Raw genomic sequence first — 24668 nt, 5'->3', positions numbered from 1 at the left:
GGCCTGGCCCGGCGTTTTTTTGGCCTAGTACTTGGCCCTGAGGGCGAGGTTGAAGTTGCGCGGCTCGCCGTAGAAGTTCCAGTAATTGGTGTTGCCGGTGGTCTGGATGTACTTCTTGTCGAAGACGTTATCCAGGTTGTACTGCACTTCCAGATTCTGGTTGATCTCGTACACCGCGTGCAGGTTGGTGAGGGTGTAGGGATCCTGCTGGATCTTGAAGGACCTGCCGGCCTCGGTATAGGTCATGCTGCTCTGGGCATAGAAGCTGCCACCGACCCGGGCCTTGTTCAACACTCCCGGCAGGCGGTAGTCGGTGCTGACCTTGAACAGGTGACGTGGCGATGAGGCCGAAGAGTCCTCACCTTTCTGACTGCCGCCGATGTACTTGGACTGGGTGTAGGTGTAGCCGGCGGACAAGTTCCAATCAGCGCTCAAGGCTCCGTTCAGCTCCAGATCCAGGCCACGGCTGCGGACCTTGTCCGAAGCACGGTAGCAGCCGTTGGGCAAGGCCGGACACAGGGTTGCCGCTTCATTACCGTCAATCGCTTCGGCGCGGCCGGTCTGGTCGGTCTGGAACAGCGCCAGCGCCGAGGTCAGGCGCTTATCGAGGAATTCACCCTTGAGGCCGATCTCATAGTTGCTGCCGGTCATGGGGTCGAGGATCGAACCATCCACCCCGAGGTTGTTCTGCGGCTTGAAGATTTCGGTGTAGCTGGCGTAGGCCGAGAACTGTTGGTTGAGCTCCTGAACCAGGCCGGCATAGGGCGTGAACTGACGGTTTTTCGCGTAGTCGCTCTTGTTGCGTGTGGTGACCTGGGTCAGGTTTTCGCTCTTGAACCAGCTGACCCGGCTGCCGAGGATCAAGCGTGTGGAATCGCTCAGGCTGAAACGGCCGGCAGCGTATACCCCCTGCTGTTCCTGGGTGATGTTGTACTTCCATTTATTGACGCTCAGGGCCGTAGGCGCCGGCGGGTTGAAGGCACCCGGGTCGTTGACGTCAAAGACGTAGTTGTAGGTCAGGTCGTTGCCGCCGTGGTAGTCGAAGTCGTCGATCCGCGCATTGCTGCCCAGGATCAGTTCGTGCTGTTTGCCGAACAACTGAAACGGGCCGGTCAGGTAGCTGTCGACGCTGGTCTGGGTGTCGTTGTAGCGGAAATGACGGGGTTGCAGGCGAAAGCTGCTGTCGGTGTTGGCGACCTTGGTCGTGAAGTTGCCGAGGAAGTCGGACTTGGCCCAGGTCTGGTTGGCGGCCACCACCAGCTTCCAGTCGTTATCGAAGTCATGCTGGATATCACCGAACACCGTGGTGTTGCGCTTGTCGAGGTGGTTCCACTTGCCGGTCAGGGAAGTGGAGCGGGACAAGGGGTAAAACGCGCCGTTTTCCTGGGTCGGCAGGCCGGACCAGTCGTAGCCGGAGTTGCGATCCTTCTGGTAGGTGAAACCCAGCGTCGCCATTGTCGAATCCGACAGGTCGGCTTCGACGATGCCGTAGAACACCTGGTTTTCTTTCTGCGCGGTGTCCAGGTAACTGTTGGCGTTGTTGTAACTGATCACCGTCCGCCCGCGCAGGGTGCCCGGCTCGTTGAGCGGCGACGACAGATCGAGCAGGGTGCGGTAGTCATCCCAGGAACCGACCGAGGTTTCCACCAGTACCTGGGGTTCGACAGTCGGGCGCTTGCGCACCAGGTTGATTGCCGCCGATGGGTTACCCGCCCCCTCCATCAGTCCCGTGGCGCCCCGCACGATCTCGACCCGATCGTAGATCTCGGTGGTCGGCTTGGCGATCGCATCCATCGAGTAAGCGTTGCTGATATTGGTGGGGATGCCGTCGATCTGCAGGGTCTCTACCAACTGCCCGCGGGCCATGTACATCGAACGCTCGGCGCCGTTCTTGAGCACGGTGATACCGGTAGCGTTCTGCAGCACGTCATCGAGGTTTTTCATGCCTTGGTCATCCATCCGCTGGCGGGTGACCACGGTGACCGACTGCGGGGTTTCACGCAGCGACAACGGCAGTTTGGTTGCGGTCGCCGAGCGCCCCGTGGTGTAGGAGTGGGTACCCTCGGTAGTCGCCCCCAAGGCACTGCCGGTGACCTGGGTCGCCTCCAGTTGCACGGCCCCGGCCGGCAGCGCCTGCAAGAACCAGGTGCCCTGGCTGCCGAGACTGGCCATCAGGCCGCTGCCGCTCAACAGGCGCTGGAGCGCCGAATCGACGGCAAATTGCCCCTGCAAAGCTGCCGTGCGCTTGTTTCTGACCAGCGCCGGATCAAACGACAAACTGATGGCCGCCTGCTCGGCAAACCGGCTCAAGCTGTCTTCAAGGCTGCCGGCTGGAACGTCATAGGGGCGGGCCTGCACCGCATCAGCCGCCTGGACACAGAACGGGGCCGCCAGCAACACGGCGCCCGGGGTGAACAGAGCCACGCGCAGGGCGATTGCCAGGTGACTGCGGCGGGTTTTAATCGGGGTTACAGAACGGGACTTCAATGCAGCGCTCCTTACGATTGGCAGGTGTTATTCCTGTTTGTCGAAGGAGCGGAAAAAAGCCGTAAGTCTTTTTGATAATTATTCCTGTCTGCCTCTGTCGCGTCCGCTCAAGCCGCAACAATGCGCACCCAATAGCGGGTCCGGCGCTCGATACGCACCGGCAGCGACTGGCTCAACCCAGCCAGGGCGCGGTCGATGTCCTCAAGCTGGAACACCCCGGAAATGCGCAAATCGGCCACCGTCCCATCACACAGCAACCACCCCGTGCGATAGCGCCCCAACTCCTCGACCAACTGCTGCAGGCGCATCTGCCGCGCCACCACCGCACCTCGAGTCCAGGCACTGGCCTGCAACACGCTGCCCTGGACCTGCTCGACCCTGCCCGCACGGATCAGGCACTCGTTGCCAGCCGTGATCAGCGGCCCCCGGCCACTGGCCAGATGCACCGCCACTGTGCCCTCCTCCACGCTCAAGCGCGTACATCCGGGCTCCTGGCGCACGTTGAACGCGGTACCGATCGCCTCCAGACGCGCCTCTGCAGTCTGAACGTAGAACGGCCGACGCCCCTGGAGCCCGTCGGTGTCGGCGCCGGTCCGGATGAATATCTCGCCTTCACGCAGGGTAATCAGACGCCGCTCGGCACTGAACTCAGCGTCGGCGCGGCTATGGGTATTGAGTTGCAGCAGCGTGCCGTCGACCAGTTTAAAACGCTGGCGCTCGCCGGTACGGGTGACGTAGTCGGCGCTGGCCCCGCGCCAGGTCTGCTGGATCGCCACAGCCCCCAGCCCGCTGGCGCAGATCCCCAGCCCCAGCAACTTCAGGGCCTGGCGGCGGCTGTGGCTCGCCGCCGCGTTGGCCAGGGTGTCGCGCGCCAGCCCAGCAGTCAGTTGCGCGGCTACCCGAAAGCGCTGCTCGTTGACTTGCAAGGCTTGCCAGGCATTTTCGTGAGTGGGTTGCGCACGCCGCCACTGTTCGCAAGCGGCGTGCATGGCCGGGTCGGCCGCACCGGATTGCAGGCGCACCAGCCATTGGATCGCCTGGTCGAGCACCGCTTCGGGAATATCGTCCCGTGGCAATCCGCTCACATCAGGCCCCGAGCCAGATAGCAATGTCGGATCGCAGTGGCCATGTATTTCTCCACCGAACTTTGACTCACCCCCAGGCGCTCGGCGATCTCCCGATACCCCAGGCCCTCAAGGCGCGAGAGCAGGAAGGCGGTACGCACTTTGGGGCTGAGGCCGTCGAGCAACGCGTCGATCTGGGTCAGGGTTTCCAGCAGGATCAGGCGCTCTTCAGGCGACGGATGCTCGGGCTCGGGGAGCAAGGCGATGGCAGTGAGGTAGGCGCGCTCGATCTTCTGCCGCCGGAATCGATCAACCATCAAGCCCTGGGCAATACTGCTGAGCCAGGCTCTGGGCTGACGCAGTTCCGCGACCCGGTCGGGTTTACCGAGCACGTAGAGAAAAGTGTCCTGGGCCATGTCCGCGGCGTTGTCGGTGTCGCGCAAACGGCGGCGCAGCCAGGCGAACAGCCAGCCGTGATGATCGTGGTAAAGACGGCCGATGTCCTGATGCAACCTAAGCGGGCCGGGGGAAGATGGCGGCACTGGAACCCTCAGCTCATGGCAAGCGCGAAAATGCGGATAAGAATTGATCGCAATCATAGGCACTCGCCGCTGCGGACTCAAGGCATGTGTGTACCGATGCTGCCCATGCACAGGGCTCGACCTCTTGAACAATCCCGCCAGTTGCGCCACTGTCAGCGCACTTTTTTGGCTGATGGATCGCCTGCATGCCGTTTATTCTCCCTGCTGTCCTTGGACTGGTGCTGCTGGCGATGCTTTGGCGGCGCCAGAAAGCCCTGACTGCGCTGCGCCGCGAAGCCTATATCCGCAGTTTCACCTTGCCGCCCAGGTTGTTCGAACCGCTGCGCGCGCAGCACCCGCACCTGGACCTCAAGCACTGCCAGCTGGTGGCCCAGGGCTTGCGCCAGTTCTTCATGGCCTACCTCAAGAGCGGCCAGCGCTATGTGTCGATGCCGTCCCAGGTGGTCGACGATCTGTGGCATGAGTTCATCCTCCACACCCGGGACTACCAGGAATTCTGCGACAAGGCCTTCGGCCAATTCCTGCATCACACGCCGGCGGCGGTACTGGGCCAGGGCGCCGAGAAAAAAAGTGACATCGGTTTGCGCCGCTGTTGGTGGTTCGCCTGCCACGACGAGAACATCAACCCGAGCAAGGCCACGCGCCTGCCGTTGTTGTTCGCCCTCGATGCCAAGCTGAAAATCGCCAACGGCTTTCACTACGTGGTCGATTGCCAGTCGCTGCAGCGCGTGACCGAGAGCGGCGCCCAGACCACGATTGTCCATTGCGGCAGCGAGCTGTACAGCGTCAGCAGCGACAGCGATTCCGGCTCCAGCTTCGGCAGTGACGACTCCCGATTCGATGGTGACTCCGGCAGCAGTGATGGCGGAGGCGACAGCGGTGGTTGCGGAGGGGGCGGTTGCGGGGGCGGCGGCGGTGATTGAGCAATGGCCGCTGCAGTTTGATGAACGAACACCCGACGTGGCACGCGCTACGCTTTGAGAATCCATCTGCGCCCAAGGAGTCTTGCGATGAAAAAAATCCTTTCCCTCGTCACCCTGTTGCTTGTAGCCGGTGGTGCCCATGCCGAAGGCGTTCCCGCATTCAACGTCGACTGCCCGGGCAATCTGGCGGTCAGCGCCGACCAGGGCGGGCCGGTGTTGATCAATGGCAAGGAAGCCAAGACCCGTACCGTCAACGAGCGTTTTTTTGAAGCCAAGGCGGCGGACGTGACGATTTCCATCAGCCTCTCCGACGATGACTCGGTGATCGTGAGCTACACCGGCAAGCACGGCGCCAATGGCATCTGCACCTCGGTCGATGACTGACCCCTTTCCCCTCCACACCTGAACAGATGAGTGATCGATGGATATTGCTGGCATCCCTTTTGGCACCACCGACTGGTCCCATATCGAGCCCACCGAGCACCGCGGCGAGACCGGCTGCGCCTACTGGCGCACCCGGCAGTTTGGTGCGATCCGGGTGCGCATGATCGAGTACAGCGCGGGTTACCTTGCCGATCACTGGTGCTCCAAGGGCCATATCCTGTTTTGCCTGGAGGGCGAGTTGCACACTGAACTGGAGGACGGCCGGCAGTTTGTACTCAGCCCGGGCATGAGCTACCAGGTGGCCGACAACGCCGAACCCCATCGTTCGTTCACCGCGGTCGGCGCCAGGCTGTTCGTGGTCGACTGAGGCCTAGAACAACCCCAACTGCCCGCCGATCAGGGTGCTGAAATCATCCTGCACAAAGGGCAGGATCGCATCCGCCACCGGCTGCAATTGCCGGGTCACGTAGTGGTCGTAATCGATGGCGGCCTGGCGATTCTCCAGGGGCTCGGGGCCGGCCAGGGTGATCACGTAGCTGATCGAACCGCCATTCTGGTACTGCCGTGGACGGCCGTGCAGGTCGTTGTATTCATCCGCCAGGCGCGCGGCCCGCACATGGGGCGGGACGTTGCGTTCGTAGTCGTCGAGCCGGCGGCGCAGGCGCTTGCGATAGACCAACTGCTGATCCAGCTCGCCGGCCAGGGTACGCCGCACATAGTCGCGCACATAATCCTGGTACGGCTGGCGGTGGAAGATCCGCTGGTAGAGCTCCTTCTGGAACTCCTGAGCCAGGGGCGACCAATCGGTGCGCACGGTTTCCAGGCCCTTGTACACCATCTCCTCGCGACCGTCGGCGTGCAGCACCAGGCCGGCGTAGCGCTTCTTGCTGCCCTCCTCGGCCCCACGGATGGTCGGCATCAGAAAGCGACTGAAGTGGGTTTCGAACTGCAACTCCAGGGCACTCTCCAGCCCGTACTCCTCACGCAGGTGATCGCACCACCACTGGTTGACCTGCTGCACCAGGCCGCGGCCGATGCGCGTCGCGTCCTCCTCGGCATGGGCATGACCGAGCCAGACGAAGGTCGAGTCGGTGTCGCCGTAGATCACGGTGTGGCCCTGGGCCTCGATCAGTTCCCGGGTGCGGCGCATGATTTCGTGGCCGCGCAAGGTGATCGAAGACGCCAGCCGCGGATCGAAAAACCGGCAACCACTGGAGCCGAGCACGCCGTAGAAGGCGTTCATGATGATTTTCAGCGCCTGGGACAACGGCTGGTTGTGCTCGCGCTTGGCCTGCTCGCGGCCTTCGGAAACCCGGGTGACGATGGCCGGCAGGCAATGCCTTGAACGGGAGAACCGCGCGCCGCGAAATCCCGGCACCGACTCGTTGTCCCCGGGGTGGCGCAAGCCGTCCACCAGGCCCACCGGGTCGATCAGGAAACTGCGGATGATCGATGGGTACAGGCTCTTGTAGTCCAGCACCAGCACCGACTCGTAAAGCCCCGGCCGCGAGTCCATGACAAAGCCGCCGGGGCTGGCCTCCGGCGGGCGCTCACCCAGGTTCGGCGCAACAAATCCCTGGCGGTGCATCAGCGGCATGTACAGGTGGGTAAAGGCGGCGACCGAGCCGCCATTGCGGTCGGCGGGCAAACCGGTGACGGTGGCGCGCTCTAGGAGAAAAGTCAGCAGCTCGGTCTTGGCGAAAATCCGCGTCACCAACTCGCAGTCCTTGAGGTTGTAGCGGGCCAGGGCCGGTTTGTCCTCGGCGAACATGCGGTTGATTTCATCCATGCGCTGGTAGGGCGTGGAAATCGCCTTGCCCTCACCCAGCAGAGTCTGGGCCACGTTCTCCAGGCTGAAGGACGGAAAACTCCAGGTGGCCGAGCGCAGGGCCTCGATCCCATCGATGATCAGGCGCCCCGCCGCCGAAGCGAAGTAATGGGTGCGGGTGCCGTGCTCGCGCCATTGCATCTCCTCGCCCCCACGCCCCAGGCGCAGCGGCACCGCCAGGCGCCGGGCATGTTCGTGCAGCACCCGCAGGTCGAACTGCACCAGGTTCCAGCCAATGATCGCGTCCGGGTCGTGCCGGGCCAGCCACTGGTTGAGCCGCTCGAGCAATTGCACGCGGTTGTCGCAAAACTCAAGGTCGAAGTCCACAGCGCTGTCGCTGTCCGTGGCACGCCCGAGCATGTACACCTGGCGCTGGCCACAGCCTTCGAGGGCGATGGAATACAGCTCGCCCTGCTCGCTGGTCTCGATGTCCAGGGACACCAGTTTCAGCGTCGGCCGGTATTGCGGGGCGGGTTTCATCTGCGCCTCGAGCAACAGGCCATTGGCGTCCGCCTGGCCGCCGAACCATACCGGCGCTGTAATGAAACGCTCCATCAGGTAGCGCTCCGGCGGACGGATATCGGCCTCGAACACATCGACACCGGCACGCCGCAGGGTCTTGTCGAGACGAATCAACTGATTGTGCTGCGGGCAATACAGGCCGAGCACCGGACGGTGCTGGAAGTCGCACAGCTCCAGGGGGCGCAACTCGACATCGGGGTCATCGACCAGCAGGCGCTGGGCCTGCACACGCTGCTGCGCGGCAATGAACGCCACGGAATTCTGCACGGGCAGGCGGATCTGTCGGGGACCGTTGTCGGTCGCCAACCAGAATTCGACTTGCGTGCCTGCCGGCGTGTCACGCCAGTGCCGGGTCAGGACGAAGCCCTGCTGTAAATCCACCGCTGCAACCTCGAGAAGACGTTTTCAAGGGCGCGATTCTACCTGTCATCGCCTGCGATAGCCCGCGCCGGTGATGGCATTCCAGCTTTGTCGGACAACATGTAGTGCCCTAAAATTTTCACTACAAAACCGTTGACGAGGGGAATTTGCCCTTGCATGATGCAGACGTCTCCCCGATCGGGAGACGCGGCAAAGGTGTTATGAGCAAGCTCGTCTGACCGCCGAGCTGTGACCCGGATGTGTACTGCCCACAAGGCAGATTGATGAAACTGACCTGGCATGAACGTCCAGTACAAGGACGAGACGCTAGCGAGAACTCTTCAAGATGCTTGTGGCCGATGGCGGAAATATCGGCAGCTTCATCCAGGTTTGCGCTGCTTCTCCTCGTTGTGACGCTATTGCGTAGCAGTTAATCAAGGCAACTACACGCATCAGGCTCTGGGCCTTATCTGTATCCGACAGACACCCTCTGTCGCCCTGTTTCCGGTATCAGGGTTCAACTTACCGACGTAGCAACATGAATTAGCGACTCAACTAGATAGATCGATAAATGGTCAAGGGGCTTATAAAATGAATCTGAACAACCAACCCACTATTGATGAACTGGCTCACCTCTTTGCTAAGCAGAAGGACAGCCTGGACAGCCATATTCTGTGGATAGCCAAGTCAGGTCAGGTGCATATCGACTGCCTGTCGCCCCACACCCATGAACAAGAGTTCGACCAGCACCAACAGGACCTGGCGGCCCGCCTGAAGATGTACCGTCGCGGCCAGGGTTATGTCGGCAAGAAAGCTGCAGCAGACAAAGACTTCATCGGGCAGGTACTTGAAACCCTGAAGACTGAATGGCAATCGCTGCAGAACAAGTCGGAAGTTCGGGTTATCGATCGTTTCTGTTAAGTACAACTATCGAGCCTTTCCAGGCTGATATGACAAGGGGCCACTCGGCAAATGAGTGGCCCCTTTTTTAATGGCTTGATTGTTTTTAAGCACGTATCGAAGTTGCAGTCGTCACCCCGCCATCAACAGCGTTATCCGCTGCCTCCACCGCCCAACACCACATAAACCCACCTCGGCTTTGCTGAAAAATTCCCGGGCTGTTCGCTCGGTGCCTGATGGACTTGGTCACGACCTTGCCTGCCAACGCATAGGGCTCATTTCCCCACAGAATGGAAAGCTCGCCATGCAACGTTTTTCCCTCAATACCCTGGCCCTCGCCATGACCCTGGCCACCGCGTGCGGCACCTTGAACGCCGCCCCACTGTTGGACCCCAGCCCACAGCTCGCGCCCTCCGCCACCCATGAGACCCCGGCCAATAGCTGGCTGGAAATCGACCAGGCCGCCTTCGAAGGCAACATTGCCAAACTCCAGCAGCGTCTCGCCGGCCGCAGCCAGCTGTGCGCGGTGATGAAAGCCGACGCCTATGGCACCGGCATCGGGTTATTGATTCCCTCGGCGATCCGCATGGGGGTGTCCTGCATCGGTATCGCCAGCAACGAAGAAGCCAGGGTCGCGCGGGCCCAGGGTTTTACCGGGCGCCTGATGCGCCTGCGCAGCGCCACCCTGGAAGAGATGGAAGGCGCCCTGAGCTACAACCTCGAAGAACTGGTGGGCAACCTGGAGGTGGCGAGGCAGATGAACGCCCTGGCCAATCGGCACGGGACAAAGCTGTCGGTGCACCTGGCCCTGAACTCGGCCGGCATGAGCCGCAACGGCCTGGAAATGAACACGGTCGAGGGTAAGCGCCAGGCCGTGGCCATGACCCGGCTGGACCGGCTTCAGGTGGTGGGGATCATGACCCACTTCCCGGTCGAGGAACGAGAGGACGTGCTGCATGGCCTGGCGCTGTTCAAGGAGCAGTCGGCCTGGTTGATCGAGCACGCCCAACTGGACCGCAACCGCCTGACCCTGCATTGCGCCAATACCTTCACCACCCTTGAAGTGCCCGAAGGCTGGCTCGACATGGTGCGCCCGGGTGCCGCGCTGTACGGCTACCCGGTGGGTGGCCACCAGGAGTTCCAGCGGGTCATGCAGTTCAAGTCGCGGGTGGCGGCGGTCAACCCCTACCCGGCCGGCAGCACCATCAGCTACGACCGGACCTACACCCTGAGCAAGGACTCGCAGATCGCCAACATCCCGGTCGGTTATTCGGACGGCTACCGCCGAGGTTTTTCCAACAAGGCCTCGGTGCTGATCCATGGCCAACGCGCGCCGGTAATCGGCAAGGTCACCATGAATACCCTGATGGTCGATGTCAGTGCCATCAAGGGCGTCCGGCCCGGGGACGAAGTGGTGCTGTATGGCAAGCAGGGTGATGAGGAAATCACCCAGGGCGAATTGGAGACCATCAACGGCGCCCTGCTGGCCGACCTGTACACGGTCTGGGGCAACTCCAACCCGAAAGTGCTGAAAGGACGCTAGGCAAAGTGCACCCTCGCGCCCCCTGCACAGTACCTTGACCCGCAGGGGCTGCGAGGGCGTGCTGGGGCACGATCAGCCCACGGGCCGCGCTTGCAGCCATTGGCTGAATAAGCGGGTCACGCGGGGCATGAACACATACACCACCAACAGCACGATGCTCAGGGTGATCAGCACATTGGCCTGGACATAACCACCCAGCCACGGCCACCAGGCGAACAGCGGTTTCCACAGCAGCGGCACAAGGAAGGTCAGCGGCAGGATCACCAGGAAGGTGACACAGGCCTGCTTCCAGCGCGGTGGCGGAGTCGGTGCACCGGATTCAGGCGGAGTGAACCAGAACTCGCGTTCGGCGTTGATCTCGGTCTGGTCGCCATCGGCCAGCAACGGCCGGGCCTGCTGCACCAGGTCGCGGCGATCGTCGGAATCCAGCCATTGCTGCAACTGCCCGGTGCTGGCAAAGCGCAGCACACTGGTGAACAGCGCCAGCCCGGCGTGGTGTCCGCGCACCACATCAATGCCCAGGTGGCCCGGGTAGGTGCGGGCCTTGGCGATGATCTGGCGCAACCAGGTTTCGTACTCCTGGTCGCGGCCCTGCTTGATCCGGTGCCGCACCAGCAGCGTGACCACGCCATCGGCAAGTTCGATATCCATGAAAGACTCCAGCGGTAGGTGACACTGCACACGCGTTTGGGCACCACCCGGGCGCCCATCTCTGCCTGGCCTTACTTGACCTGACGCTGCGGCGCGCCGTGGACCATGGTGTAGGCGTAGTCCACGCCCATGCCGTAGGCGCCGCTGTGTTCCAGCACCAGGCCCATGACCGCGTCGTAGGTTTCCTTGTGCGCCCAGTCACGCTGGTATTCGAGCAACACTTGCTGCCAGGTCACCGGCACCGCGCCGGCCTGAATCATGCGCTGCACCGACATGTCGTGGGCTTCCTTGGTGGTACCGCCGGAAGCGTCGGTGACGATGTACACCTCATAGCCTTCGGCCAGGGCTTCCAGGGCCGGGAAGTTCAGGCAGACCTCGGTCCACAGCGCGGCCATGATCAGCTTCTTGCGCCCGGTGGCTTTCACCGCCTCGACCAGCGCCTTGTCTTCCCAGGAGTTCATCGAGGTGCGCTCGATGGGCTGCTGGTCCGGGAACACCGCCAGCAGTTCCGGCCAGATGTAGCCGCTGAAGCTCTGGGTTTCCACCGAGGTCAGGATGGTCGGCACGTTGAAGATCTTCGCCGCCTTGGCCAGGGCCACGGTGTTGTTCTTCAGGGTCTGGCGATCGATCGATTGCACGCCGAAGGACATCTGCGGCTGGTGGTCGATCAGGATCAGGGTGGAGTTGGACGGGTTGAGCAATTCACGAATGGACATGGCGCGTTCCTTTTGATGTCGGTGTGTTCGGTTCGATGAGTGAGCCGCGGCGTGCTTCGTGGAAGACTGTTTGCTGCCGGCTTGGTGGCTAATTTAGGCGCTCGACAAAAAAGGGACAATCCCACAAAATCGAGAATCATTGATTCTAAATAAGGGACAATCATGGACCGCATCGAATGCATGCGCGCCTTTGTCGTCACCGTCGGTGAAAACGGCTTTGCCGCTGCCGCCCGGGCGATGGACGTGCCGCGCTCGAAAGTCAGCAAGCAGATCCAGGCGCTGGAAGACGCCATCGGCGTGCAGTTGTTGCAGCGCACCACCCGCAGCCTGCACCTGACTGAAGCCGGCGCCGAGTACTACGACGCGGCACGCGAAGTCCTGGCCTCGCTGGATGAAGCCGAGCAGCGTGCCCGCGACGGCATCGGCGAATTGCGCGGCGTGCTGCGGGTCAACGCGCCAATGTCCTTTGGCTTGCGCCGGCTCGGGCGCCTGGTGCCGCTGTTCCATCAATTGCACCCGAACATCGAACTGCAACTGGTGCTCAGCGACCAACAGGTGGACCCGGTACGCGGCGGCTTCGATGTGACCATCCGCATCGCCAGCCTGCCGGACTCTTCGATGGTTGCCCGACTGCTGGCGCCGGCGCCGAGGATCATGGTCGCCGCGCCGGCCTACCTGGCCCGCGCCGGCGTCCCCCAGGTGCCCCGCGACCTCAGCCAGCACCAGTGCCTGAACTATGGCTACCTGCAAAGCGGAGTCAGCCTGCAACTGAGCAACGGCAAGGACACCCAGCGCGTGACCGTGACCGGCCCGCTGCACGCCAATAACGGCGACCTGCTCGCCCAGGCCGCCGAGGCCGGGATGGGTATTGCGCTGTTGCCCAACTTTATCGTCGAGGACGCCCTGGCCGACGGACGCCTGGTGCCCGTGCTGTGCGAATGGCAGGCACCGCCGATCACCATCAACGCGGTCTACCCTTCGGCGCGCCGGGTGCCGCAAAAGACCCGGGCCTTTATTGATTTCCTGGTGGAGCAGCTCGCGGAAAAACAGCCGGTGCCCTGACCGGCGATGAAATTCCGATCGGCAGCGAACGGCCTCCTACACTGAACAAGTAGCCCTCGCGAAACAGGAGCGCCGTGATGAAAATCTCCCCCAGGCTGGCTGTTTTCACTGTGCTCGGCACCCTGCTTTACCTGGGGTTGGCGATCATTGGCAGGGGCGGGTTTGCTGCATTCTTCGCCCACCCGGCGTTGTGGGTGTTGGTGCTGGCCACCCTGGCGATGACCGGCGCGACGTTTTTCAGCGAGGGCAACCTCAGCTCCGGCGAACGCGAAGACACCGGCAACCGCTGGGTGCTGCCCGCCTTTGCCGTGATCGGCCTGCTGCAGGCGTTCGTTCCCGCCTACAGTGACCGGCTGCACCTGTGGACATTCAATGAGGGCGATGTGCGCTGGGTGGGCGTGGTGCTGTTCGTCGTCGGTGGCGTTCTGCGGCTGTGGCCGGTGTTTGTGCTGGGCAAGCGTTTCAGCGGCCTGGTGGCGATCCAGCCCGGGCACCAGTTGGTGACCACCGGTCTCTACGCCACCCTGCGCAACCCCAGTTACCTCGGGCTGCTGATCAACTCCATCGGCTGGGCCTTGGCGTTTCGCTCCAGCCTCGGCCTGCTGCTGACCGCGCTGATGCTGGTGCCTCTGGTGGCCCGTATCCATGCCGAAGAGGCACTGCTGCGCCAGACCTTCGGCAAGCGCTACAACGCTTATTGCGCCCACACCTGGCGCCTGATTCCGTGGGTCTATTGAACGCACCCGGCGCACCGGCAAGCCGGATATTTCACCCTCTCCCCCTTGGCAGCACGGCCCGGCCCCGGTAAAACGGTGTGCCTGTGTTCAGCATTCCCCGACCTGAACCGACCACGAGACGCCCCGGCTGATGCAGCCCTGCCCCCTGCGAGACGCACCGCAAACCTTCGTGCAACTGGCCCAGCCCAGTGGTCGCAGCGTGGGCGTCGGGCTTGGCATCAAGAGTCGCCTGCTGGTCAACCTGCCCATGGCCCTGTGCCGTTCCCGCCTGCGTCATTCCTCGCGCCCTCCGGATCATCCGCAACACGCCTGATCGCCCTCCCGCGCCTCCTGTCTGGCAGCTCCCGTTACCCATTGGTCACGGTCGACGCCGATTGTCGCGGATAGCGCCTCAGGCCTGATTCGGCGGCCGGTTGCCCTGGGCAGCGGTCGATTCCCTGTATTGCCGAGGATCACCCATGACTGCTATCCAGAACCCACTGGCCGCCAGCCAGCGTTGCCCGTCCTACTACAGCGCCACCCTGAATGACCCCACCGCCTACCCCACCCTGCAAGGCCAGGTCGCGGTGGATGTCGTGATCATCGGCGGCGGTTTCACCGGAGTCGCCAGCGCCGTGGAGCTTGCGGAAAAAGGCCTGAAGGTCGCCATCGTCGAAAGCCACCGGATCGGCTGGGGCGCCAGCGGACGCAACGGCGGCCAGGTCACCGGCAGCCTTTCGGGCGACCAGGCGATGCGCAAACAGATGCGCGCCAAACTCGGTACCGAGGTCGACGATTTCATCTGGCACCTGCGCTGGCGCGGGCACCAGATCATCCAGCAGCGGGTGGACAAATACGCCATCGCCTGCGACCTCAAGCACGGTCACCTGCACGCTGCCTACAAGCCCAGCCACCTGCCCGAGCTGCGGGCCGATCACGAGGAAGCCGTACGCCGCGGCCTGGGTGACCAGGTCAGCCTGCTGGACCGCGAGCAAGTGCGCAGCCTGCTTGGCAGCGAGCTGTACCACGGCGCATTGAAGAACACCCGCAACATGCACCTGCACCCGCTGAACCTGTGCCTGGGCGAGGCGCGCGCAGCCCACAGCCTGGGGGCGCTGATTTTCGAACACAGCCCGGTGCTGGAAATCATCCACGGTGCCCAGCCGGCAGTGATTACCGCACAGGGTCGGATCGACGCCAAGCAGGTGCTGCTGGCCGGCGACGTCTACCACAAACTGGAGCCGGGCCAGCTCAAGGGCAAGATCTTCCCCGCCATGGGCGGCATCGTCACCACCGAGCCCCTGGGCGACCTGGCGCAACGCCTGAACCCCGAGGACCTGGCGGTGTACGATTGCCGCTTCGTCCTCGACTACTACCGCATGACCGCCGACGGGCGCCTGCTGTTCGGCGGCGGCGCCAACTACAGCGGCAAGGATTCGCGGGACATCGCCGGCGAACTGCGACCCTGCATCGAACGCACCTTCCCGGCGCTCAAGGGCGTGGGCATCGATTTCCAGTGGAGCTGCGCCATGGGCATCGTGATCAACCGCATCCCGCAACTGGGCAAGCTCTCGGACAACGTCTGGTACTGCCAGGGCTACTCCGGGCACGGCATCGCCACCAGCCACATCATGGGCGAGATCATGGCCCAGGCGATCACCGGGCAATTGGAGCACTACGACACCTTCGCCGCCTGCCGCCACATCCGCGTGCCCTTCGGCGACCAGTTGGGCAACCCGATGCTGGCCGCCGGCATGTGGTACTACCAGATGCTCGAACGCCTGCGCTGACGGCGCGCTGCACCCAGGGCCGGAGTCATCAAGCCGGGATCGCAGACGCTGCTTGATGACTCGCCCTGTTTTTCAGTAGGCTGCGCCCCGTCAAAGGCATGGATCGCCCCCACTGACGGGAGGTTCAGGCGCACCCTTCAACCTGCACCCGCCACTGGCCGGTGCCAAGCGAGCTCCCCCGTGACCCGAACCCTGGACCAGGCAACCATCGAGCGCATCAATCAGCACCTGATGCGGACCAGAAGGGGTGACGCGCTGGGCGCCTGGTTCAACTTGATCTTTTACCTGCCCCCCTGCCTGTTCGGTATTTACCTGCTCGACGGACCGCTGTTTGCCAAGGTAATCCTGGGTGGTTTTATCTGTTTCCTGGCCGTCGCCTGGTGCCTGGTCAAGCGCACGAACAATCAACAGCGGCCAGCCAGTGATGTCAGCGGCATCGAGGTGCAACAACTGGAGGGTTACTTTGACCGCCAGAGGGTCCGTACCAGCACGGGCCTCGATTACAAGTACAGCTTCGGCAACTACACCCTGCACTTGCTGACCTTGCCCGGGAGTTTTTTCAGCGGCGATGACCAGTTGAAACTCAACCGCCGCTACCGGGTTGATGCGCTGTATCTCACTGAACCGGTCGCTTACGAAAGCGGCTACTACCTGCTGCGGGAAACCTTTCAGGAAATCACCGACGACAGCGACCTTTCAGCCGAACAGAAAGCACAGGTCGCCGAGCGTGAAACGCGCATCAACCAACAACTCGAAGCCCAATACAAGCGCCTCTACCGTATCTACCAAAACCCTCAGGGCGAATTGGAAGCCATAGGCGAAGGTTTCAACTTCGCGGCGTTTTTTCTCGGCGTGTTGTGGTCGTTCTCCGCACGCGTCGACAGAGCCACCTGGATAGCCCTCGCGGCACTGGGCCTGGCCCTGTTCGCCGCGTGGGCTGACGACAACTACCACTGGCTAACCCTCTGCCTGTTTATCATCGCTGCAGTCTTTGGCGCGTGTGGCAACCTGTGGCGAGAAAAACAGGCCCGAGACAAAGGCTTTGTCGAGGTCGACAGCGTGCTGTCCTGCAACCCGGATCAGGCCAAGGTCGCCTATAAACGCAAGATCGAAGAAGCCCAGTGGCACGTGACCGACCTCACTCCCGAAGGGAGCCCACAAAAGCCCGAGGCTTGCACTCAATGAGCAGCCCCGTGACCCGAACCCTGGACGCGGCAACCATCGAGCGCATCAACAAGCAATTGCTGCGCAACAATTACACTGATGTGGGGGAAGTCGGGGTGGTATCGACCATCGTCCTGATCCCCTGCCTGATCCTTTTATCGCTGATGGACGGGCCACTGTTTGCCAAGGTCATCCTCATCGTATTTCTCTGCGCCCTGGCCGGCGCCTGGTACCTGGTCAAGCGGGCCAAAGCCCAGGAGCGGCCAGCGCCTGATGTCAGCGGCCTCGAGGTGCAACAACTGGAGGGTTATTTTGACTGGCAGCTCGCACGTCTAGGCGGCAGGCCCATTTTCAAATACAACTTCGGCCCCCACCACCTGCATATGGAGACCTCGGCCGCGAGTTTCTTCCATGGCGACGAGCAGTTGAAACTCAACCGCCGCTATCGGGTCGATGCGGTGTTTATCACCGGCCGGAGCTGGTACGACACCGGCTACTACCTATTGCGGGAAACCTTCCAGGAAATCACCGACGACAGCGATCTTTCAGCCAAGGAGAAAGGGCTGGTCGCCGCGCGTGAAAAACGCCTCAACAGCATGCTCGAGGCTCAATACAAGCGCCTCCACCGTGTCTATCAAAACCCCCAGGGCCAACTGGAAGCGATTGGCGACGGCATCAACTTCGCGGCGTGCCTGTTTGGCGTGTTCTGGTTGTTTTTCGTCGGTCTCTACGGCCTCGCCTGCATTGCCCTGATGGTGCTGGGGGTGGCCCTGTTCGCGGTGATAGCTGACCCTGACAGCCACTGGTTTGCCCTCGGCATGCTCAGCATCGCCGTCATCTTTGGCGCGTGTGGCAACCTGTGCCGAAAAATGCAGGTGCGGCGCAAGGGGTTCGTCGAAGTCGACAGCATCGTCTCCTGCAATCCGGATGAGGCCAAGGTCGCCTATAAACGCAAGATCGAAGAAGCCCAGTGGCACGCGCCCGTCCACAACCCCGAAGGAAATTCGCAATGAGCGCATCGACTTACCACGGCGGTTGCCTGTGTGGGCGCATCCGATTCCAGGCCCGGGGGCCTGCCGAGAACCCGCACACCTGCTCCTGCAAATACTGCCAACGGCACACCGGTTCGCTGACCGCATCCTGGGTCGAGTTCCCCCGTGAGCGGGTAAGCTGGACCGGCCCGGGCGGCGCGCCCTCCACCTTCAGGTCATCGGACTACTCGAGCCGGGCTTTCTGCGCGAGCTGCGGCAGTTCCCTGGGTGCGATCGACGATGCGCCGACCATCGCCCTGCTGCTGGGCTGTTTCGATGACAACCAGCACCCGGCGCTGATGCCAACGGCTCACTCCTACAGCGATGAGCGCCCTACCTGGTGGCATGTCGGGGACAGGCCATGAGCGAAACCGGCCTGGAATCCGCAGAAAAAATCGCCTCGCTGATCTGGACCTGGTACGGCCAGGACGAGTGGCGAAAAATCATTCTGGTGGGTGAACTGGCGCCGACCCTGGTGTTTTTGAGCAGCGATGCCAACGCCCAGCAGCAAGACATCGGCTGTTGCGCCGAATGCAACCTGTGGTCGCACTTCCTCGAATACCTCGACACCTTTGTGCAACGCTTTCCCGCGCACCTGCAACCGCAGTTGTGCCTGCTGCTGCGCAGGTTATTGAGCGCCTGCGAAGCCTTGAGCCCGGCCGCCTACGGCACCCTCGAGAGCAATGGCTTCGAAGACCCGCAATGGGCGCCGTTGCGCGAAATGGCCAGCGAAGCGCTCGAGCAGATGGGCTGGCCGGAGCTGGCCGAACACCTGCCCGCCCTGACCGACGACTGCCGCGCCGCCCTGCGCAAATGGCCGGACTGAAACACACCTTTTGACCGCCGGAGCCTGACATGAGCACACCCCAAGAACGCCTCTTCGCCCTGGCGCTGTACCACATGCGCCTGCAGCTGTCGCACAAGTTCGGCGCCTGCACCGACGGCGACCTGGGGGTCAGCCTCGCCGCCAACCTGGCGTATGCCCTGCACAACAACGCACTGGATGTACTCGAGGGCCGGGCCTTTGATATCGAACAGGCGCTGGAAAGAATCGAAGGCATCGACCGCCTCCTGGGCACCCGCGACTGCCGCCAACTGGCCGAGCAGATCCGCACCGACCTCGCCGCCCAAAAACCCGACACCCTTTAGCGTTGCGTAGCCGCTCGGCACTGGCCCTCGAGGACGCCGTGGGGTGTCAGGTACATGAGGCGGTGTTGGTGAGACCCAGCGTCCGAACGCGGCCCGAGCCTTCGGCAGCCGCTACAAACTGCTGTTCGGCGTGCGTGGCAGTTCGCGTTTGTGGGCGGTGTTGCGGTAGGCGGTTTCGATGAGGGTGCGGCTTGGTTCGGTCACCGGGCGTCCCATCAGGTAGGCATCGATCTCCTCGTAAGTGCAGCCGTAGGCCTGCTCATCGAGTTTGCCGGGGGCCAGTTCCTCGAGGTCGGCGGTCGGCGCCTTGCGCACCAGTTGCGTAGGCGCGCCGAGTGCATCGGCCAGCAACCGCACCTGGGTCTTGGTCAGGCCGGACAGCGGCGCCAGGTCACAGGCACCGTCCCCGAACTTGGTGAAGAACCCCATCAACGCCTCCGCCCCATGGTCAGTCCCCACCACCAGGCCCTGGCTGAAGTTGGCGATGGCGTACTGCGCCAGCATCCGTGCCCGGGCCTTGACGTTGCCCTTGGCGAAATCCGTCAGCTCGGCACTGGGCCGCAAGCCCTCGATTTGAATGCTCGCCATCAGCCCATCGACACAGGCCGCAATGTTGCTGGTGGTGATCAGGTCCGGCTGGATAAAGTCCAGGGATGCCTGGGCATCGCGCTCATCGGCCTGGGTCTTGTACGGCAGGCGCACCGCGATAAACCGAGCCTCGGCGCCCTCCCCACGCAGCTGCTCCACCGCCAGTTGGCACAGGCGCCCGGCGGTCAGCGAGTCCACCCCGCCGCTGATGCCCAGCACCAGCGCCTTGCAGCCGGAGCCGCGCAACACCGACTTGATAAACTCCACTCGCCGGCTGATTTCCCCCTGCTCGCCGCCCGCCACCAGTTGCCGATCAATGCCCAGCTCCAGGGCAATCCTGTCTTGCAATTGCGTGCTCATATCCAGCTCCCGTTACTGATTATTCAGATCGACGTTGAACACCTGCGCCGCATAGCGCAGGAACGACACGTCCTCACAGACGTTCTTGATCGGGTCATCGGAGAACTTCACCACCGGCTCGCCGTGTACCCTCACCAGCTTCATCACGATGCTCAGCGGCTCGACGCCATCGACGTCGCAGGCCAGGCTGGTGCCCATGCCAAAACCGAACCGGGCCTTGCCCCGCACGTGACGCAGGATCGGCAGGCATTTCTCGAAGTTCAGGCCGTCGGAGAACATCAGGTCCTTGGTCCTGGCGTCGATACCCAGCTCTGCATAGCGCCCCAGCACTTTGTCGGCCCAGACGATGGGGTCTCCCGAATCCTGGCGCAAACCGTCGTACAGCTTGGCAAAGTACAGGTCGAAATCCTTGAGGAAAAAGTCGGTGCTGATGCAGTCGGTCAAGGCAATCCCCAAGCGGCCGCGGTACTCATGCACCCAGTTCTCCAGCGCCGCATTCTGGCTCTCCCGCAGGCGGCCCAGTTGCTGGTGCACCATCAGCCATTGGTGAGCCATGGTGCCAATCAACGGCAGGTCGAATTCATAGGCCAGGTGCGCATTGCTGGTGCCGACGAACACCCCGGGGAAGTCGCTGCGCATCACATTGACCACTTCGCGCTGAGCCCGGAACGACAGGCGCCGACGGGTCGAGAAATCCGAAACCCGCAACTCGGCGAGTTCTTCGCGGCTGGCGTTTTTTTCCAGCCATTCGAATTTCTGGTACAGCTTGCGGGTGACATCGGCCAGCTCCACATCCGGGTATTTGTCCCGGTTGCGCAACTCGCTGACCATCGCCAACACCGGCTGCTCGAACATGATGCAGTGCAGCATCGGCCCGCGAACCCGGATATTCAGCTGGCCGTCGACCTCCGAGACATGGATGTAGCGCAGGTTGAAGCGAAACAGACCGAGGAACTGTTCGAAGTCCGGCGTCAGGTACTCGCGAAAGCGCTTGTTGAACAGAAAGCGTTGCTCACCTTCGCGCATCTGCAGGCCAGCGAGCTTTTCCAGCTCTTCGCGGATCTCCGGGATCAAGTGCCCGAGCCGCTCCTTGGAGCGCACGATAAACAGGTACTCGACTTCGACATTGGGGTGCTGGTGCAACACTGCCTGCATCATGGTGAAGGTGTAGTAATCAGTGTCCAGCAGGCTCTGGATGACGCCGTTGCTGCGATCGAATGCACTTTCCATGGTGGTTCCTTATGCGCTTGCCAGTTCGGCGGTCTGTTCACGGGTCTCGCCCATCGAGATACCCGCTTGCTGCATGTCACGAATGGCCTGTTCGGCGCCCGGCTCGCTGATGGCGCGACAGGCCGGCAAGTGGATGATCACCTTGAACCCGGCGGCGGCCAGTTGCAGGGCGGTGGTCTTGACGCAGAAGTCCAGGGCCAGGCCGCCGACTATCACCTGGGCCACACCCTGGCTGCGCAGGTACTCGATGACCCCGGTGGACAGCTTGCCGTGCAGGTCGTGGTAGCAGGCGCCGTAGGGGTGCAGGTCGGGTTCCACGCCCTTCCACACGAAGTAGTCGTAGTCATAGGGCGTCGGCAGCTCGTCCAGCAGGGTGAACCCCTCGGTGCCGGGAACGCAGTGGCTGACCCAGGTAATGTCGGCATGTTCCAGGCCAGTGGGCTGGAGCATCTGCGAGTGCTCGGCCACGACCCACGGTGCTTGCGGGCTGTGGGCATCCTTGCTGCCGACCCGCAGGCCGGCCAGGCTCGCCATGAAGTTCAGTTCGCCGCCGATGCGATCGCCACCGGCTACCGGCAGCTCGTCAGGGCACAGCGGGGTGAAGCTCTTTTGTGCATCGACATCGAAGGAAGCGGTTTTCAGGGTTGAAGCGTTCATGGCGGGTATCTCCTCTGCATGGAACATAAGGTACACGTCATGTACTTTCATATCAACAGTTCGCGCCAACTATTTTTCATGCCGCTCACAACCGAGCATTTATTATCCAATACATGGGGCAACCTGAGGCATATCCCTTTGCAAAATTCGATGCTAAGGTACACGTCATGTACCAACAGGGAGAGCCCACGATGTACGAGATAGCCCTTTATGGCGGTGCGTTCAATCCGCCCCATGCCGGTCATGCCCAAGTCATGGTCCAAGCCTCGCATCAGGCACGCCGGGTGCTGGTGGCGCCCAGCTTCCGCCATCCTTATGGCAAGCGCATGGCCGATTTCGAGCTGCGCATGAATTGGCTGCAAGCCATCGTGGCCCATGTGCAAAGCCGTTGTGCTGCCGAGGTCAGGGTGAGCCGCATCGAGCAACAGCTGGCGCGCGACGTTGAAGGCGCGATCTACAGCTACACCCTGCTCGATCGCCTGGCCGCCGGCCTCGACATCCCCGACAAGCAGATCGCGCTGGTGGTGGGCGAAGACGTGCAGGCCCTGTTGCCCAGCTTCTACCGCGGCGCCGAATTGCTGCAGCGGTTTTCCGTGCTCTGCGTCGAGGAACAGATCGGCGTACGCAGCACCGCCATGCGTGAACGCCTGGCCCAGGGTGAAAGCTTGCCCAGCCACTGGATGGCACCGGGCATGGATCCGCTAAACTACGGCCTCTACGCCGCCCACGGGAACTGACATGCAAGACCGCACCACCAAACAAAGCGCCTATCTGCACACCATCGACCTGTGTGTATTGCGCTACTGCCGGGACACCCAGGCGCTGGAAATCCTCCTCAACAAACGTGATGGCGAACCCTTCGCCGGGCACTGGGCCCTGCCCGGGATCGTGGTCAACGGCGACGTCGTCGACCTGAGCCTGGAGGACGCCGTGGAACGCCTGCGCGCCTCGAGCAAAGTCGACATGCCCCTGGCCTGGATCGAACAGGTCGGCACTGTCGGCGACGCCTTTCGCGACCCCCGCTGCTGGTCGTCCTCGACCTTTTACCTGGCCATCGTCAGCGACCCGGTGCCGCTGGCCGAGCACCAGGTATTCCAGCCCCTGAACGAGGTGGCCAGCGCCAGCTTCAAACTGCCCTTCGACCACAACCGCCTGGTGGCCGCGGTGCAGGAACGCCTGCTGTCGAAGTCGCTCTACAGCAGCCTGCCACTGATGTTTCTCGGCAACGAGTTCAGCGCCCCGGAAGCAGTGAGCATCTTTTCCCTGGTGCTGGCTCGCCCGGTACTGAAAACCAGCATCCGCCAACGCTTGCTGAAGATGAGTGAAGCCGGCCACCTGGCAGAAACCGGACGCAAGAAAAGCGGCGACGGTGGCCGCCCGCAAGCCACCCTGGCCAACCTCAAGCCTGCCCAGCTGTACCTTTTTGATCGCTGCTTTCTGGAGTAATACCGCGCATGAAGCCCGCTGACGAAACCCTGCTGCAAACCCCGTATTTCAAGGTCGTGCGTGAAAACGGCTACTTCATCATCAAGGAACCCCAGGCGGTGAATGGCGTGGTCGCCGTGCCGACCCTGGCCGATGGCCGCCTGATGCTGGCCCACCTCAAGCGCCGGGCCATCGGCGGCATGTCCCTGGAGTTTCCCCGGGGCGCCATCGACCCGGGCGAAAGCCCGCGTGACGCCGCCGTCCGCGAACTGCTGGAAGAAACTGGCTGGCAGGCCCGGGAGGTCAAGGACCTGGGTCTGTTGCACAGCAACACCTCGCTGATCGCCAGTGCGGTCGCGGTGTGCCAGGTGTTGATCGACGACCAGACTGCCGGCGACACCGACGGCGAAGTGGATGAGTTGCTGTGGGTGACCCGCCAGGAGCTGATGCGCCTGATTGCCAGCGGCAAGATCACCGACGGCCATACCCTGTCGGCGGCCATGCTGCTGCTCGCCAGCGAGTCGATCTAAGAACCTGTTCACGATCGAGCGAGCGACGCTCGAGGAAGCCATCTTTAACGCCCCATGAGCCAAGTGCAGCGGATCGTGAACCGGTGCTAAGGCGCCCTACCCCATTTCTCCAGGGCAAACTCGACGAAACTGCGCAGCTTGGGCAACCGGTAGCGGTCCTGGGCGTACAGCAGGTGGGTCGCGCGCCGGGGCAGTTGGTAGCCCTGCAGCACCGCCACCAGCCGTCCCTGCTCCAGGTCTTCCTGGACCAGGGCGTCGGGCAGCATCACCACCCCCAGCCCGGCGCGGGCCGCCTGATACAAGCCGGCCGACGAGTTGATCACCAGCGAGCCGGACACCGGCACCAGCACCTCGCCTTCGGGTCCGCTCAGCGGCCACTGGCGGGCGGTGGAACTCCACTCATCCCCGGCCGGATAGGCGAATGCCAGGCAATTGTGCTGCTGCAGATCGCCAGGCGTCTGCGGCGTACCGCAGCGCCGCAGGTAGTCCGGGGCGGCGCAAATGGTCAGGGTGTAGTCCTGCAGCGGACGGGCGATCAGCGCCGATGGCTCGAGATTGCCCAGGCGAATCGCCACGTCGAAACCGCTGTCGATCAAATCGTGGCGCTGGTTGGCCAGCACCACGTCGACCTTGACCTGCGGGCAGCGCTGCAAGAACTCGCTGAGGGCCGGCGCCAGGCGTTCGGTGCCGAAGGTCAGTGGCGCGGTGATGCGCAAGATCCCCGCCGGCTCGCCCTGGGCCTGCTCGGCCAGGCGTTCGGAGTCGGCCACCAGCCCCAGCACCGCGAGGCAGCGCTGGTAGTAATCGGCGCCGAACTCGGTGAGCCGTTGGCGGCGTGTGGTGCGGTTGAGCAGGCTGACGCCCAGGCGCTCTTCCAGTGCCCGCACGTGGTTGCCGACCATGGTCGTCGACAGCCCGCACTCATTCGCAGCAGCCGTCATGCTGCCGCTCTCCACTACCTTGACGTACACCGACATCGCCAGGAACACATCCATTATCAAGTCCTGATTGAAGATCATTAAAGGTTTAGCGCGTTTATCCAGCAA

At 62.7% G+C, this 24668-nt stretch carries 27 protein-coding genes; 17 read left to right on the top strand and 10 right to left on the bottom strand.

What is annotated here, in order from left to right:
- Positions 1-24: 24 nt before the first annotated feature.
- The 3 genes from JFU57_RS20150 to JFU57_RS20140 all read right to left on the bottom strand — a co-directional run bounded on the left by JFU57_RS20150 (position 25) and on the right by JFU57_RS20140 (position 4093).
- On the bottom strand, positions 25-2487 hold the full coding sequence (locus JFU57_RS20150) for a TonB-dependent siderophore receptor (RefSeq protein WP_242489767.1): 2463 nt from the start codon (positions 2485-2487) through the stop codon (positions 25-27).
- A gap of 107 nt (positions 2488-2594) precedes the next feature.
- The gene (locus JFU57_RS20145; protein ID WP_342032572.1) at positions 2595-3572 is read right to left on the bottom strand and encodes a FecR family protein; all 978 of its coding nucleotides are present in this window, start codon (positions 3570-3572) and stop codon (positions 2595-2597) included.
- Positions 3569-4093, bottom strand: coding sequence for a sigma-70 family RNA polymerase sigma factor (locus JFU57_RS20140; RefSeq protein WP_342032571.1), 525 nt, complete (start codon positions 4091-4093; stop codon positions 3569-3571). The genes JFU57_RS20145 and JFU57_RS20140 overlap by 4 nt, the downstream gene beginning before the upstream one ends.
- A 185-nt stretch (positions 4094-4278) precedes the next feature.
- On the opposite strand from JFU57_RS20140, the gene JFU57_RS20135 reads away from it, so the two are divergent.
- From JFU57_RS20135 to JFU57_RS20125, 3 genes are all read left to right on the top strand, one after another.
- Positions 4279-5016, top strand: a complete 738-nt coding sequence (locus JFU57_RS20135; protein ID WP_201130550.1) for a glycine-rich domain-containing protein — start codon at positions 4279-4281, stop codon at positions 5014-5016.
- Positions 5017-5103: 87 nt separating this feature from the next.
- The gene (locus JFU57_RS20130) at positions 5104-5400 is read left to right on the top strand and encodes a hypothetical protein (RefSeq protein WP_201130549.1); all 297 of its coding nucleotides are present in this window, start codon (positions 5104-5106) and stop codon (positions 5398-5400) included.
- A gap of 37 nt (positions 5401-5437) precedes the next feature.
- Complete coding sequence (locus tag JFU57_RS20125; RefSeq protein WP_201130548.1) at positions 5438-5767, top strand: DHCW motif cupin fold protein; 330 nt, start codon at positions 5438-5440, stop codon at positions 5765-5767.
- A gap of 3 nt (positions 5768-5770) precedes the next feature.
- On the opposite strand, the gene JFU57_RS20120 is transcribed toward JFU57_RS20125, so the two are convergent.
- Positions 5771-8131 carry a DNA polymerase II gene (locus JFU57_RS20120; protein ID WP_201130547.1) on the bottom strand — a complete coding sequence of 787 codons (2361 nt, stop codon included), beginning with the start codon at positions 8129-8131 and terminating at the stop codon, positions 5771-5773.
- Positions 8132-8701: 570 nt separating this feature from the next.
- Here JFU57_RS20120 and JFU57_RS20115 point away from each other — a divergent pair.
- Positions 8702-9031, top strand: coding sequence for a hypothetical protein (locus tag JFU57_RS20115; protein ID WP_020298805.1), 330 nt, complete (start codon positions 8702-8704; stop codon positions 9029-9031).
- 283 nt (positions 9032-9314) lie between these two features.
- Positions 9315-10553, top strand: coding sequence for an alanine racemase (gene alr / locus JFU57_RS20110; RefSeq protein WP_201130546.1), 1239 nt, complete (start codon positions 9315-9317; stop codon positions 10551-10553).
- Between the two features lie 72 nt (positions 10554-10625).
- Here alr and JFU57_RS20105 read toward each other — a convergent pair whose 3' ends face one another.
- Both JFU57_RS20105 and JFU57_RS20100 read right to left on the bottom strand, forming a co-directional pair.
- Positions 10626-11204 carry an antibiotic biosynthesis monooxygenase gene (locus JFU57_RS20105; RefSeq protein ID WP_201130545.1) on the bottom strand — a complete coding sequence of 193 codons (579 nt, stop codon included), beginning with the start codon at positions 11202-11204 and terminating at the stop codon, positions 10626-10628.
- 71 nt (positions 11205-11275) lie between these two features.
- Entirely contained in the window at positions 11276-11920 is a 645-nt protein-coding gene (locus JFU57_RS20100; RefSeq protein ID WP_020298808.1) for a hydrolase, read from the bottom strand.
- Between the two features lie 162 nt (positions 11921-12082).
- Between JFU57_RS20100 and JFU57_RS20095 the strand changes: the two genes are divergently transcribed.
- The 9 genes from JFU57_RS20095 (at position 12083) to JFU57_RS20055 (ending at position 18832) form a co-directional block, all read left to right on the top strand.
- Positions 12083-12982 carry a LysR family transcriptional regulator gene (locus tag JFU57_RS20095; protein ID WP_201130544.1) on the top strand — a complete coding sequence of 300 codons (900 nt, stop codon included), beginning with the start codon at positions 12083-12085 and terminating at the stop codon, positions 12980-12982.
- Between the two features lie 77 nt (positions 12983-13059).
- Positions 13060-13719, top strand: a complete 660-nt coding sequence (locus JFU57_RS20090; RefSeq protein ID WP_201130543.1) for a methyltransferase family protein — start codon at positions 13060-13062, stop codon at positions 13717-13719.
- A 130-nt stretch (positions 13720-13849) separates the two neighbouring features.
- Positions 13850-14032 carry a hypothetical protein gene (locus tag JFU57_RS20085; RefSeq protein WP_078472542.1) on the top strand — a complete coding sequence of 61 codons (183 nt, stop codon included), beginning with the start codon at positions 13850-13852 and terminating at the stop codon, positions 14030-14032.
- A 145-nt stretch (positions 14033-14177) separates the two neighbouring features.
- The gene (locus JFU57_RS20080; RefSeq protein ID WP_201130542.1) at positions 14178-15488 is read left to right on the top strand and encodes an NAD(P)/FAD-dependent oxidoreductase; all 1311 of its coding nucleotides are present in this window, start codon (positions 14178-14180) and stop codon (positions 15486-15488) included.
- Between the two features lie 180 nt (positions 15489-15668).
- A complete protein-coding gene (locus JFU57_RS20075; protein WP_201130541.1) occupies positions 15669-16673 on the top strand; it encodes a DUF2628 domain-containing protein in 1005 nt (334 codons plus the stop codon).
- A gap of 8 nt (positions 16674-16681) precedes the next feature.
- Positions 16682-17665, top strand: coding sequence for a DUF2628 domain-containing protein (locus tag JFU57_RS20070; RefSeq protein WP_342032570.1), 984 nt, complete (start codon positions 16682-16684; stop codon positions 17663-17665).
- Positions 17662-18048, top strand: coding sequence for a GFA family protein (locus JFU57_RS20065; RefSeq protein ID WP_201130539.1), 387 nt, complete (start codon positions 17662-17664; stop codon positions 18046-18048). Before JFU57_RS20070 ends, JFU57_RS20065 begins: the two co-directional genes overlap by 4 nt.
- Positions 18045-18509, top strand: coding sequence for a hypothetical protein (locus tag JFU57_RS20060; protein ID WP_078472547.1), 465 nt, complete (start codon positions 18045-18047; stop codon positions 18507-18509). Before JFU57_RS20065 ends, JFU57_RS20060 begins: the two co-directional genes overlap by 4 nt.
- Positions 18510-18538: 29 nt before the next feature.
- Complete coding sequence (locus JFU57_RS20055) at positions 18539-18832, top strand: hypothetical protein (RefSeq protein WP_201130538.1); 294 nt, start codon at positions 18539-18541, stop codon at positions 18830-18832.
- Between the two features lie 111 nt (positions 18833-18943).
- Here JFU57_RS20055 and nadE read toward each other — a convergent pair whose 3' ends face one another.
- From nadE to JFU57_RS20040, 3 genes are read right to left on the bottom strand one after another with little or no spacing between them, the layout of a single operon-like run.
- The gene (gene nadE / locus JFU57_RS20050; protein WP_201130537.1) at positions 18944-19780 is read right to left on the bottom strand and encodes an ammonia-dependent NAD(+) synthetase; all 837 of its coding nucleotides are present in this window, start codon (positions 19778-19780) and stop codon (positions 18944-18946) included.
- Between the two features lie 12 nt (positions 19781-19792).
- Entirely contained in the window at positions 19793-21010 is a 1218-nt protein-coding gene (gene pncB, locus JFU57_RS20045) for a nicotinate phosphoribosyltransferase (RefSeq protein WP_020298819.1), read from the bottom strand.
- Positions 21011-21019: 9 nt separating this feature from the next.
- Positions 21020-21667 (bottom strand): nicotinamidase, encoded by a 648-nt coding sequence (locus tag JFU57_RS20040; protein ID WP_078472550.1) that lies wholly within the window; start codon positions 21665-21667, stop codon positions 21020-21022.
- A gap of 191 nt (positions 21668-21858) precedes the next feature.
- Between JFU57_RS20040 and JFU57_RS20035 the strand changes: the two genes are divergently transcribed.
- The 3 genes from JFU57_RS20035 to JFU57_RS20025 are packed head-to-tail and all read left to right on the top strand — an operon-like array spanning position 21859 to position 23622.
- On the top strand, positions 21859-22404 hold the full coding sequence (locus tag JFU57_RS20035) for an adenylyltransferase/cytidyltransferase family protein (RefSeq protein ID WP_078472551.1): 546 nt from the start codon (positions 21859-21861) through the stop codon (positions 22402-22404).
- A 1-nt stretch (position 22405) separates the two neighbouring features.
- Entirely contained in the window at positions 22406-23113 is a 708-nt protein-coding gene (locus JFU57_RS20030) for an NUDIX hydrolase (RefSeq protein WP_201130536.1), read from the top strand.
- 8 nt (positions 23114-23121) lie between these two features.
- Positions 23122-23622 (top strand): NUDIX hydrolase, encoded by a 501-nt coding sequence (locus JFU57_RS20025; RefSeq protein WP_201130535.1) that lies wholly within the window; start codon positions 23122-23124, stop codon positions 23620-23622.
- An 86-nt stretch (positions 23623-23708) separates the two neighbouring features.
- Here the strand turns inward: JFU57_RS20025 and JFU57_RS20020 are convergent, their stop codons facing one another.
- Positions 23709-24617 carry a LysR family transcriptional regulator gene (locus JFU57_RS20020; protein WP_078472729.1) on the bottom strand — a complete coding sequence of 303 codons (909 nt, stop codon included), beginning with the start codon at positions 24615-24617 and terminating at the stop codon, positions 23709-23711.
- Positions 24618-24668 lie beyond the last annotated feature (51 nt).

Source organism: Pseudomonas sp. TH07, assembly GCF_016651285.1.
GTDB lineage: Bacteria > Pseudomonadota > Gammaproteobacteria > Pseudomonadales > Pseudomonadaceae > Aquipseudomonas.
This window is presented reverse-complemented; position numbering and strand designations above follow the sequence as displayed.